Origin of the sequence: Hymenobacter yonginensis (assembly GCF_027625995.1) — a bacterium.
Classification (GTDB): Bacteria; Bacteroidota; Bacteroidia; order Cytophagales; family Hymenobacteraceae; genus Hymenobacter; species Hymenobacter yonginensis.
In genome coordinates, this window is the sequence record NZ_CP115396.1 from 3,662,245 (window position 1) to 3,674,041 (window position 11,797).

Annotated in this window: 13 protein-coding genes; 4 read left to right on the forward strand and 9 right to left on the reverse strand. The window is 62.1% G+C overall.

Annotated elements, in window-relative coordinates:
- Positions 1–68: 68 nt before the first annotated feature.
- The 9 genes from O9Z63_RS15855 to O9Z63_RS15895 form a co-directional block, all read right to left on the reverse strand.
- Positions 69–935 carry a carboxypeptidase-like regulatory domain-containing protein gene (locus O9Z63_RS15855; protein ID WP_270126305.1) on the reverse strand — a complete coding sequence of 289 codons (867 nt, stop codon included), beginning with the start codon at positions 933–935 and terminating at the stop codon, positions 69–71.
- A gap of 84 nt (positions 936–1,019) precedes the next feature.
- A complete protein-coding gene (gene bshC / locus O9Z63_RS15860) occupies positions 1,020–2,612 on the reverse strand; it encodes a bacillithiol biosynthesis cysteine-adding enzyme BshC (protein WP_270126306.1) in 1,593 nt (530 codons plus the stop codon).
- Positions 2,613–2,814: 202 nt separating this feature from the next.
- The gene (gene rimO, locus O9Z63_RS15865; RefSeq protein WP_270126307.1) at positions 2,815–4,128 is read right to left on the reverse strand and encodes a 30S ribosomal protein S12 methylthiotransferase RimO; all 1,314 of its coding nucleotides are present in this window, start codon (positions 4,126–4,128) and stop codon (positions 2,815–2,817) included.
- Positions 4,129–4,398: 270 nt separating this feature from the next.
- Positions 4,399–5,376, reverse strand: a complete 978-nt coding sequence (ftsY, locus tag O9Z63_RS15870; RefSeq protein ID WP_044015542.1) for a signal recognition particle-docking protein FtsY — start codon at positions 5,374–5,376, stop codon at positions 4,399–4,401.
- 184 nt (positions 5,377–5,560) lie between these two features.
- Complete coding sequence (locus tag O9Z63_RS15875) at positions 5,561–5,722, reverse strand: DUF4295 domain-containing protein (protein WP_071843814.1); 162 nt, start codon at positions 5,720–5,722, stop codon at positions 5,561–5,563.
- Between the two features lie 7 nt (positions 5,723–5,729).
- Positions 5,730–5,912, reverse strand: a complete 183-nt coding sequence (rpmG, locus tag O9Z63_RS15880; RefSeq protein ID WP_044510387.1) for a 50S ribosomal protein L33 — start codon at positions 5,910–5,912, stop codon at positions 5,730–5,732.
- A gap of 168 nt (positions 5,913–6,080) precedes the next feature.
- Positions 6,081–7,724, reverse strand: a complete 1,644-nt coding sequence (locus tag O9Z63_RS15885; RefSeq protein ID WP_270126310.1) for an aminopeptidase P N-terminal domain-containing protein — start codon at positions 7,722–7,724, stop codon at positions 6,081–6,083.
- Positions 7,725–7,837: 113 nt separating this feature from the next.
- The gene (gene rpmB / locus O9Z63_RS15890) at positions 7,838–8,077 is read right to left on the reverse strand and encodes a 50S ribosomal protein L28 (protein WP_044015540.1); all 240 of its coding nucleotides are present in this window, start codon (positions 8,075–8,077) and stop codon (positions 7,838–7,840) included.
- A 443-nt stretch (positions 8,078–8,520) separates the two neighbouring features.
- Positions 8,521–8,682 (reverse strand): DUF5522 domain-containing protein, encoded by a 162-nt coding sequence (locus O9Z63_RS15895; protein WP_270126312.1) that lies wholly within the window; start codon positions 8,680–8,682, stop codon positions 8,521–8,523.
- 123 nt (positions 8,683–8,805) lie between these two features.
- Between O9Z63_RS15895 and O9Z63_RS15900 the strand changes: the two genes are divergently transcribed.
- From O9Z63_RS15900 to O9Z63_RS15915, 4 genes are all read left to right on the forward strand, one after another.
- Positions 8,806–9,273, forward strand: a complete 468-nt coding sequence (locus O9Z63_RS15900; protein ID WP_270126314.1) for a hypothetical protein — start codon at positions 8,806–8,808, stop codon at positions 9,271–9,273.
- A 99-nt stretch (positions 9,274–9,372) separates the two neighbouring features.
- Entirely contained in the window at positions 9,373–10,626 is a 1,254-nt protein-coding gene (gene rocD, locus O9Z63_RS15905; protein WP_270126316.1) for an ornithine--oxo-acid transaminase, read from the forward strand.
- Positions 10,627–10,852: 226 nt separating this feature from the next.
- Positions 10,853–11,077, forward strand: coding sequence for a hypothetical protein (locus tag O9Z63_RS15910; protein WP_270126318.1), 225 nt, complete (start codon positions 10,853–10,855; stop codon positions 11,075–11,077).
- A 426-nt stretch (positions 11,078–11,503) separates the two neighbouring features.
- The gene (locus tag O9Z63_RS15915) at positions 11,504–11,794 is read left to right on the forward strand and encodes a hypothetical protein (protein WP_270126320.1); all 291 of its coding nucleotides are present in this window, start codon (positions 11,504–11,506) and stop codon (positions 11,792–11,794) included.
- Positions 11,795–11,797: the final 3 nt, after the last annotated feature.

Consider the following 11,797-nt stretch of genomic DNA (forward strand, 5'->3'; position numbering starts at 1 on the left):
GCGGCGTAAAAGCCCTCAATATATACCGCAGGCTGATTTGAATGGTCGGCGGGCCAGTGCTTACAGCGCTAGTCCTGCACCGTCACGTAGAAGCTGGCGCGGGGTTGCATACCTGCCAGATACGCCCCGGCCGACTGCCGCTCCCAAGTTCCCTGGCTGGTGGTGCGGATGTACAGGTCGTTGTTGGTATACCCGATGCTGGCGGAGAAGGCCAGGGCATTGGTGACTTTGGCCGCATCTGCTCCGCCAATCCATTCCAGCGCCAGAAAGAAGTCGTCGTCGAGAATCAGCTGGTCGGCGGTCAGGTCCACGGTAATCGGGCCTTTGGCCACGCTGCTGGTCACGATGATGTCGCGCTGCACCAGCTTCTCCATGGAAGGCTTACCGTTGGGCAGCAACCGGTACAGGTTCACCCGGAACTTCAGCGCGCCGGCCCGATTGTAGGCCACGTTGAAGTTGGCGTTGAGCACCTTCGTGGGCTTGTGTTTGAGGCTGATAACCGTCCCGATTTCCGCCCCCAGGTCGGTGGCCGCCAGCGTAATGGTAGAGTTTTCGGAGTTGGTGCTGATGCCCAGCGTGCGGGTGCGCCGGAAGTAGCCTTTGGCTTTCACCTTCACTTCGCGCAGAGCCACGGCATCCTCGGTAAGCTGCACGTTGGGCTGGGTTAGCAGGGCCTGCACCGTCAGGCGGCGCGGCCGGAACCCGATACTGGAAATGCGCACCGTGTCGGTGGGAGCGGCAACGCTCAGGCGGTAGCGGCCCTGTTCGTCGGCCACGGTACCCACGGCTTTGCCCGGCACGCCAATGTTCACGAACGGCACCGGCTCTTGGCTGCCAACCTTCGTGATGATGCCATTAATGGACTGAGCCGCGGCACCTGCGGCCACTGTCAGCAGCAGAATGAAGAGCGTAATCGAAAGGCGTAATGACCGCATAAAACTCCGGATAGTGTGAGGGATATGCGGGCAAGATACCGGGCGGCGGCCAACCGTTGGCTGAGCGGGTATTTTTTTGAGCCGCTACTCCTCCTCCAGCACCGTAAACTCCAGCGCCAGCGGGTCGAAGGCATCCAGCAACTGCCCGATAAAGCCGGGGTTGTTGATGAGGATGCTGAGCACGTTGTCTTCGCGCTCCTGCAGGTGGCCGTTGGGCATCAGCTTGTCTTTGAGGGCTGTGAGCTGGTTGTAGGCGGTTTCGTGCTTGGCTTCGGCGGCTTTGCTCAGGCGCTTTTCCAGGCCCTGCACAATGCCGACTACTTTCTGTTGTTCGGCAGCCACCGTTTTCACCAGCGTCGGATCGAGGCGCTGGGCGAGGTCCGACATCTGCTGGAAAGCAGAAGCCAATTGCTGCTGCTGCTGCAGCAGGCTCACTTCCTCCTGACCCAGCGTGGCGCCCACCTGCTTTTTCAGCTCGGGTAGCGGCCGGAAAATGTCCAGTGAGGTGAGGCCCAGCTTGCGCAGCTTGCCGGCGTTGGCCTTGCCCACGTACTGGGCCGAGTTGCGGGGCAGCAGAATGGGGAACGGCACCTTATTCTGGTCGAACACACCCTTCAGCTGGAACCAGTAGGCCACTTCCGCCCCACCGCCGATGTAGCAGAGGTTGGGCAGCAGCAGCTCTTGATACAACGGCCGCAGCACCACATTGGGGCTGAATTGCTCGGGGTGCTCCTGGGCCAGCGCCAGCAACTCGGCCTGGGTGTGGCAGTGGCCGGTGTTACGCACCGTAATCTGCACGCAATCTTGGGCCGCGTCGTACTCCAGCCGCTCCCGCTTGCCGGCGTCGGTGAGGAAGAACAGGTTGAGGGGGCGCGAATACACCTGGGGCTTGTAGCCAGCAGCTTCGAGGCGGGCGTTGGCCGCCTGCACGGCCTGGTTGGAGGCCTGCGCCTGAATTTCCTGCTCCAATACCGGAACCAGCGCCTGCTTCAGCGCCGGCGCATCCGCATCCAGGCTCACCAGCCCGTACTCCCCAAACAGGTCGTGCGTAAGGCGGCGGGTGGCTTCAGCCAAAGTACCCGACTGCTCATACGCCTCGCGGAACAGCGCCGGCACATCGGCGGGCAGCTGGTCGAGCAGCTCTTCTCTCAGGCCACCAAGCGGCAGCCGGCCCACGGGCCCGCCCTGGTCGGCGGCGTTCCACTCGTATTTCTTGCCGAACAGATTGAGGTGGTTGATTTCGGCGAAGTCGTGGTCTTCGGTGGCCATCCAGTACACCGGCACGAAATCGTACTGCGGGTACTGCTGCTTGAGCTGCCGGGCCAGCTTCACGGCCGTTACAATCTTGTAGATGAAGTACAACGGCCCGGTGAGTAGGTTGAGCTGGTGGCCGGTGGTGATGGTAAACGTCGTGTCCTTCGCCAGCAGCTCCAGATTGGCCTGCACCGCCGGGTGCACCGCGGGCAGCGCGGCGTACTGGCGCTGCAGCTCCGCCGTGAGCCGCTGCCGGGCCGCGGGCGGGTACTGAGCCTGCTTTTCCTGTATCTGCTCCTCGAAAGCGGCCAGCGTGGGGAAGCGGTGGTAGAAGGGCTGCAGCGCTTCCGCTTGGCCCAGATAATCAGTGAGCAAAGAGGAAAACGCGCCGGTTGCGGCGTACGAAAGAGTCGTGACGGACATACGAGAGAAGGATAATCGGGCTATAACCGGCCAGCGGCCACAAAGTAACTGAGCTTTTTTAAGCTGTTGGCTTTTAGCTGCTGGCTGATAGCTCTCCGGGCTCAGCAAAAAACCTTAAAAGCAATTGGCTGTCAGCTGGCGAGGCATCTACACCTTTCACCAGCTAACAGCCAACAGCTAGTAGCTAACAGCTCAAAAAAACCTACACCAGCTTACCGTACAGGTCGAAGTCGGAAGCTTCCGTGATTTCCACCTGGGCGAAGTCGCCGAGGCGCACGTAGGTGTCTTTGGTGGCGGGCACCAGCACTTCGTTGTCCACTTCGGGCGAGTCGTACTGGGTGCGGCCCACGAAGTAGCCGCTTTCCTTGCGGTCGAAGAGCACCTTGTGGGTCTGGCCCACGCGCTCCTCGTTCAGCTCCATCGAAATGCCCTGCTGCAGCTCCATGATCTGGTCGGCGCGGTCCTGCTTCACCTCGGCCGGCACATCATCGGGCAGCGTGAAGGAGTGCGTGTTGTCCTCGTGCGAGTAGGTGAAGATGCCTAGGCGGTCGAAGCGGGTTTCCTCCACGAAGTGGTAGAGGTCCTCAAAATCCTGCTGGGTTTCGCCGGGGTGGCCGGCAATGAGCGTGGTGCGCAGGGCAATGCCCGGCACCCGCTGGCGGATGGTGTCCACCAACTCCACCGTGCGGCGCTTGCTGATGCCACGGCGCATGGTTTTCAGCATGTTATCCGAAATATGCTGCAGGGGCATATCCAGGTATTTGCAGATGTTGTCCCGCTCGTTCATCACGTCCAGGGCATCCATCGGGAACTGCGAGGGGTAGGCGTACTGCAGCCGAATCCAGTCGATACCGTTCACATCCGACAGGTTGCGGAGCAGGTCGGCCAGCTTCCGCTCGCCGTAGTGCTGCAGGCCGTAGTATGTCAGGTCCTGAGCAATCAGAATCAACTCCTTGGTACCCATGGAGGCGAGGCGGTTGGCTTCCTTCACAAGGTCCTCAATGGGGCGGTCCATGTGCTTGCCGCGCATCAGCGGGATGGCGCAGAACGAGCAGGGCCGGTTGCAGCCCTCGGCAATCTTGAAGTAAGCGTAGTGCTTGGGCGTGGTCAGCAGCCGCTCGCCCACCAGCTCGTGCATGTAGTCGGCCTCCAGCGTTTTCATCAGCTGGGGAAGCTCCAAAGTCCCGAAGAAGGCATCCACCTGCGGGATTTCCACCTCCAGGTCGTCCTTGTAGCGCTGGGAGAGGCAGCCCGTCACGTAGAGCTTTTCCAGGCGGCCGGCTTCCTTCTCGTCGGCATAGCGCAGGATGGTGTCGATGCTTTCCTGCTTGGCGTTGTCAATAAAGCCGCAGGTGTTGATGATGACGATGTTGGCGTCACTCTTCTCGGCTTCGTGCGTCACCTCAAACTGGTTGGCGCGGAGCTGGCCCATGAGCACCTCCGAGTCCACGATGTTCTTGGAGCAGCCGAGGGTGATGACGTTGACTTTATTGGCCTGCTGGCTTCTTACTTTCATGCTGGATTGGGTAGGCGGGTGGCCGGGCAATTTCTTATCAGTGAGAAACTTGCCTGCCTAAAGCCCGCGACGAAAATCGGACCGCAAAGGTACGCAGGCGGCAACGCCTTTTCCTACTGAGGAAGTTTCTTTGTGCGCCGGGACCGTGGGTATAGAAACAGTCATTCCGAGCGGAGCGAGGAATCTCGCGTGCTGACGTTGAGTCACTTCTGCAACGTCAGCACGCGAGATTCCTCGCTCCGCTCGGAATGACGACCCGGATGATAGGGCCTATTTCTTAAACAGCGAATTCACAAACGTTGTCCTGTCGAACAGCTGCAAATCGGTCATCTTCTCGCCCACGCCAATGTAGCGCACGGGCACCTGGAGCTGGTCGGAAATACCGATGACCACGCCGCCCTTGGCCGTGCCGTCGAGTTTAGTGATGGCCAGGGCCGATACCTCGGTGGCTTTGGTGAACTCCTTGGCTTGCAGGAAGGCGTTCTGGCCGGTACTGCCATCGAGCACCAACAGCACCTCGTGGGGCGCATCGGGAATCACCTTCTGCATCACGCGCTTGATTTTGCTCAGCTCGTTCATCAGATTCACCTTGTTGTGCAGGCGGCCGGCCGTGTCGATAATCACCACATCGGCCCCCATTTCCACGCCTTTCTGCACCGCGTCGTAAGCCACGGAGGCCGGGTCGGTGTTCATGCCGTGCGAAATGACTGGCACGCCCACCCGCTGGCCCCAGATGATGAGCTGATCCACGGCCGCCGCCCGGAAGGTATCGGCAGCACCGAGCACCACCTTCTTACCGGCCGAGTGGAAACGGTGCGCCAGCTTACCGATGGTCGTGGTTTTGCCCACACCGTTCACGCCCACTACCATAATCACGAAGGGCGAGCCGGGGCTATCGGGCCTATCCAGGATGGCGCGGGAGCCGGTGGCGCCGCTGTTGGCGTCGAGCAGCTCCACGATTTCCTCGCGCAGGATGCGGTCCAGCTCCGAGGTGCTCACGTACTTGTCGCGGGCCACGCGCTTCTCGATGCGGTCAATGACCTTCACCGTGGTGTCGATGCCCACATCGGCGTGCACCAGCATGGTTTCCAGGTCGTCGAGCACCGCCTCGTCGACGGTGTTGCGGCCGGCTACGGCTTTGCTGAGCTGATCGAAGAAGCTGGTTTTGGTTTTTTGCAACCCCTCATCAAGGGCCTGCTGCTGCTCCTTGCTTTCCTTATCCTTCTTGAAAAAATCGAAAAGTCCCATGCGGAGAGTAGCGCGAAGCTCCAGCTTCGCGCATCGTTGCTGACGATGGACGATGACGCTGGCCCTGCCCGCACGACGGGCCGACCAGCGGCACGCGAAGCTGGAGCTTCGCGCTACAACGCAAAAAAGTCCCACGCTGGCGGGACTTCTTCACTTCAAATCAGGGAGCCACAAAGGCGCTGGTTTACTTAACGCCGGTGGCGAGGTAATCCTGCACTTTGTCAACGGGCACCATTTCCTCGCGGAAGGTATAGGCACCGGTTTTCTCCGATTTCACGGCGCGAATGACTTTAGCCCAGTCCTTGCCGCCTGGAGTTTTCAGGGTTGCTACTACTTTCTTAGCCATTGCTCAATTACTTGATTTCCTTGTGAACGGTCATCTTCTTGAGCACGCTGTTGAACTTCTTCAACTCAATGCGCTCAGGAGTGTTCTTGCGGTTCTTGGTGGTGATGTAGCGCGAGGTGCCCGGCTGCCCCGAGTTTTTATGCTCAGTGCATTCAAGGATCACCTGCACCCGATTGCCTTTCTTAGCCATCTCGACGGGGGTTTTGGGATTAAGGACTGCAAAGGTACGAGGGTTTTCGGAATAGGCAAGCTGTTAATTGTTTAATTGTTAAATGGTTGAATGGCTGCGTATTCCGGCCTTTAACGACGCCGGAATACGTCCCGCTGGTCAACAATTTGACAATCAAACCATTGAACCTTAGAGTTTCGGCAGCTGCAGGCTCTCCAGCACGCTGGGCTTGGCCATCAGGGCCTCAATATCGGCTACGGTGCGCGGCGCTTCCTTCGACAGATTTTCGGGTCCGGCGTTGGTGATGAGGATGTCATCTTCGATCCGGACGCCGATATTCCACCACTTTTTGTCGCAGGGGCTGCCCTCCGGAATGTAGATACCAGGCTCTACGGTGATGACGTTGCCGGCCTGCAGCGGGCCGTAGGCGCCCCGGTCGTGCACGTCGAGGCCGAGGTAGTGGCTGGTGCCGTGCGGGAAGTAGCGGCGCATTTCCTCGGGCGTGGCAATGATGCCCAGCTTCTGCAGGCCGGCAGCCACTACCTGCTGGGCCGCCTTGCCCGGGGCCCGGAACTCGTTGCCGGCGCGGCACTCCCGGATGCCGGCTTCCTGCGCCGCCAGCACCAGCTCGTAGATCTGGCGCTGGGCCGCACTGAACTTGCCCGAGGGCGGCACGGTGCGCGTGACGTCGGCGGTGTAGCCGTGGTATTCGGCGCCGCAGTCCATCAGCAGCAGGTCGTTGCCGAGACGAGGCTTGTCGTTGGTTTCGTAGTGCAGGATGCAGGCGTTGTTGCCCGCGCCCACGATGCTAGGGTAGCCCTCGAACTCAGCCCCGTATTTCTTGTAGATGTACTCGTGCAGGCCCTGCACTTCCATCTCGCCCATCTCGGGCCGCACGGCCTTCATCACCTCCTGCTGCCCAACGGCACTGATGCGGATGGCGCGGCGCAGCAAGGCCAGCTCCTCGGGCGTTTTCACGGCCCGCAGGGCGTCCAGGGCGTCGTTGAGGGTGGTGTTTTCGTGGCGGCTGGGCGGGCGCGTGGTGAGGGCCTGCTGGCGGGTAGCGTCGGTGGTGGCCTGCAGGTAGCCCAGCACATAAGGGTCGGTGGCCAGCACCGGCTGGGCTTTCATCTGGTTTTCCAGGTAGGGGCGCAGGGCCGTGGCATTCACTATGCCTTCGCGCTGCATGGTCAGGTACACGGCTTCGCGGCGGGCGTCGTAGTCGGCGGGCACGGCGGCCTGGCGGCGGAAGGCGGCTACCAGGTTGAACAGGTCGGCGGGGTCCTGGGCATCGTCGCGCACGTCGGTGGGCAGGTCCAGGAAGTGGATGCGTGCGAAGCTGGCCCAGCGGATATCAGCCGTGGCAAAGGCCGTGTTGTCGGCCACGTACTGCAGCTTGAGCTGCTGCTTGGCGCCCTCGGTGCCCAGGCGGCGGCCGGTCCAGAGTTCGGCTTTGGGGTCGCGGGGCTGCACAAACAGCGCCTCCGTGACGCCCGCCTGCCCGCCCAGCGTCTGGGGCTCCTTGAACAGCACCAGCACCGCGTCGGGCTCGTCGTAGCCGGTGAGGTAGTAGAGGTCGGGGTGCTGGTGGTAGAGGTAGTTGACGTCGTTGGCGCGGTTGCGGACCGGGCTGGCAAACAGCACCGCCACCGAGCCCGCCGGCAGCGCCTGCCGCAGCTGCTCGCGCCGGCTTTTGTGGAAGGCCGGGTCGAGGAAGTCGGTGGGGCGGCCGGGGCCGGCGGCACGCTGGGCGTGGGCGGCCGGCGCCAAGGCGCTCAGCAGCAGGAAAGCCCACAGGCAGCGGGCGGCGGAAGTCAGACGGAATACGGACACGGCAACGAAGCTAGCAGGCAGATACAACAAAGACGCGTACCCGCCCCGGAAATTGCTTCCGGGGCGGGTACGCGTCTGAATACAATTCGCTCCGAGAAGCGGCCGGGGGCAGACTAGTAAACGATGAAGCCTTGCTCCTTCGCCTTCTTCAGGACCGACATGATGCCGTTCTTGTTGATGGTGCGGATGGTGCTGGTAGCTACTTTCAGCGTTACCCAAGCATCCTCTTCGGGGATGTAGAAGCGCTTTTTCTGCAGGTTCGGGTAGAACTTGCGCTTGGTCTTGTTGTTGGCGTGCGACACGTTGTTACCTACGCGGGTACGCTTGCCGGTCAAATCACAAACTCGGGCCATGATATCAGGAACTTAGAGGTTTCAAAGCGGAAAAACGGGGCCGCAAATATCGGCATAAGTTTGATAGAAGCAAAACCACTGACTGAAAAATAGCGGGTTAGCATTTCGGGGAAGGGTGACAGGTGACACGTAACAGGCGAAAGGCGGGTTGCAAAAGCGTTGTCCCCGGGCGCTAGGCACGCCTTTTTTGTTGTTTCGTCAAGCTCAAGTGCCCTCGCGACCGGCGCCTGGCGGCCAAGTCTTCCCTTTCTGCCGACCCTCTCCACACTCCCGCCTCAGCCTGGATAAGCTTTTGTGCATCAGCCAAATCTGCCGCACACTGCTCACCCACGTGGCGGCAGCAGGCCTGCCAGCGCACCGGTCGCCGCTACGCGGCTGCTCCGCCATCCAAGTTTACCAACCAGCCCGCCCTACACCTCATCACCTGTCACCTCATTACTTCATCACTTATCCCGCTTGCCCTTTTTGCGCCAGGGGCAGTGGCGGCAGCCGTTGCCGCAGCAGCTGCCGCGGCGCAGGTGGTACTGCTCCGTAAAGACCATGTAGCCTTCCGGAGTGAAGTAGAAGTCGCCGGGGTGGAGCGGTTGCGGGGTGGAATCGGGCACGGATGGCACAAATGGGCCCGCAAGATACGTTGGGCAACAGGAAGTGCTCATACCGGCCATTTATAGTATCTTTCCACTATATAATTAAACTCAACAGTTGTTTCACGCTCATTCTCTGCCCGAATGCGGTACTGGATTCTGCTTTTGATGTTGCTGGCGGCGGGGCCGGCAGCACACCCCCAACAGCCCGAAATGCCGGTGGCCGCCACCCGCCTAGCGCTGCAGCTGACCACGGCCGAAACGCTGCCCGCGGCCCCGCTGAAAGAGGCCCGGCGCACGCTAAACCAGGCCCGGCAGCGCTTCAACCGGGGCTTGCCCACCGGCGACAAGCTGTTTGTAACGGCCACGCTGCTGGATGATGCCGCCAACCGGGTGCCGCAGCTGGTGCAGGTGTACAGCTGGCAGGATGGCCGGGTGGCGGGCCGGCTAGTGGGCACCAACCTGCCCGAAGGCAACAACCGCGAGGAGTTCGACGAGGCTGACATCGTGGACTGGATGATTCTGCACCCCGACGAATCGGAGGAAGGCAACTACGTGGGCAAGTTCCTGGACCTGGAAGACCGGCTGGGCAGCCTCTCGGCGCCACGCTGAAGCGGGCCGCCGAAGCGCGGGTTTTTGCGTAATTTTCGGCGGTGGGCAGCGTAGGCGGCTCACCGCTTTTTGCTGATCTGCCCCCAAACTCCTGCCCATATGCACGCTCCCTCCGCCCCCACCACCCAGCAAAGCCGCAGCCAGGAGCTGATGGCCCTCGAAGACCAGTACGGCGCCCACAACTACCACCCACTGCCCGTGGTGCTGAGCCGCGGGGAAGGCGTGCACCTGTGGGACGTGGAGGGCAAGCATTATTTCGATTTTCTCTCGGCGTACTCGGCCGTCAACCAGGGCCACTGCCACCCGCGCATCATCGGGGCCCTCACGGAGCAGGCCCAGAAGCTGACGCTCACCAGTCGCGCCTTCTTCAACGACCAGCTGGGTGCGGCTGAAAAGCAGCTCTGCGAGCTGTTCAACTACGACAAGGCCCTGCTGATGAACTCCGGGGCCGAGGCCGTGGAAACGGCCCTGAAGCTGGCCCGCAAGTGGGGCTATCAGGAAAAAGGCATTGCGCCCAATCAGGCCCGCATTCTGGTGGCCGAGCACAACTTCCACGGCCGCACCACCGGCATCATATCCTTCAGCACCGACGGCGACTCCACCGGCGGCTTCGGCCCCTACATGCCCGGCTACCAGGTGGTGCCCTACGACGACCTGGCGGCGCTGGAAGAAGCCCTGCAGGACCCGCACGTGTGTGGCTTCTTGGTCGAGCCGATTCAGGGCGAAGCCGGCGTGATGGTGCCTTCTGAGGGCTACCTGTTCAAGGCCGCCGCGCTGTGCAAAGCCCACAACGTGCTGTTTATTGCCGACGAGATTCAGACGGGCCTGGGTCGCACGGGCCAGCTGCTGGCCGTGTGCTACGAAGGCGTGCACGCTGATATTCTGATTCTGGGCAAGGCCCTAAGCGGCGGCGTGCTGCCGGTATCGGCGGTGCTGGCTCGCAACGACATCATGCTCACCATTCAGCCCGGGCAGCACGGCTCCACCTTCGGCGGCAACCCGCTGGCCTCGGTGGTGCTGCGCGCGGCCCTGGACGTATTGCTGGAAGAAAAGCTGATCGACAATGCCCGGGCCATGGGCGAGGTATTCCGGGAGCGGATGCGCCGCGTGATGGCCAAGCGCCCCGACGTGGTGGAGCTGGTGCGTGGCAAAGGCCTGCTCAACGCCGTGGTCATCAAGCCCGCCGCCGACGGCCGCACGGCCTGGGACGTGTGCGTGACGCTGATGGAGCGCGGCGTGCTGGCCAAGCCCACCCACGGCGACATCATCCGGTTCGCGCCCCCGCTGGTCATCACCGAAGAGCAGCTCCACGAAGCCTGCGACATTATCGAGCAGGTGATTCTGGAGTTCTAGCCGTCCTCTTCTCTTTTATTGCCTCACTAGCCGTTGCCGGGTTGGATACCAATGGGTGTCCGGCCCGGCAACGGCTGTTTTGGGGGCGCTTGGGTGAAGGGCGGAGGCGCTTTGGCAGGGTCATCCGCCCGCTGGTCGGGCGCGGCGGGGGCTTGGTCGAGTAGGAAAGCAGCGAACCGCCAGAGGGCGTAATTTTGTCGTGTTAGTCCTTCATCTGCACCTGATTATGTTTACGCTTCGCCCGCTGATTGTTGTATTATCTGCCGTACTGTTGCTGCTGGCGAGCTGCCAGACCAGCCGGGTAGCCTTCCAGGCCCGGCCATTCGGGCACGTAGCCGCCACCCCTACCGATACGGCCACCACCGTGCTGCTCCTGCACGATTCGCAGGGCCCGCAAGCCACCCGCGTTTCCCTGACCACGGCCGAAGCGGCCGTGTGGCGGCAGCAGTAAGCCGGCCTGGCCGGGCGGCCGTGGGCGCACCAGTTTCCTTCTGATTATTTTGCTGATCTGGCCGGCGGCCTTACTTCCTGTTTGGGAGTGAGGCCGTCGGCCAGCTGCTTTTCGGGGCTGCAGCCGGCCGGCGGCGCATGGCAAAGCGTGCAGGGCTGGCTACCTTGGGCCATCCATTCGCTTTATCTCTGCCCATTGAACTTCCGTTTTTCTCTTTTCGGCCTGCTGCTGGCTGCCGGTTGCCGCGGCCCGCAGGCTGCTTTCCGCTTCGCGCCAGCTCCGGCCCCCGTGGCCGTAACTCCGGCTTCCGCAACAGTCCCGACCGAACCCGTAGTAGCGGCACCGGCAGCCCGCCAGGCAGCTGATGGTCAGCAGCCCAAGCATCCTTTGCCCAAAGCACCACGGCACGCACACCGGGCAGTCGCCATGCGTGCGCCCCGGCTGCGGACGGCAGCCACGGAGGCAGCCAGCCACCAGCTACGGCGGCAGCGGCGCCAGTCTTCGCGGCCGCAAGAGCCGCAGCTGGAGCACTCCGGGGCTTTCGTGCTGGGGGTGGCGCTGGTGGCGGGTGGCGTGGTGGCGGGCTTGCTGCTGGGCGGCTGGCTGGGGCTGGGCGTAGGGGCGCTGGTGGTGCTGGGCGGCTACTACTTCCTGGGCGTGGGCCTGGGTGGCAAGCATGCCTGGCTGGAGGTGTTTCAGGAGTTCTTCAATATGTGAGTT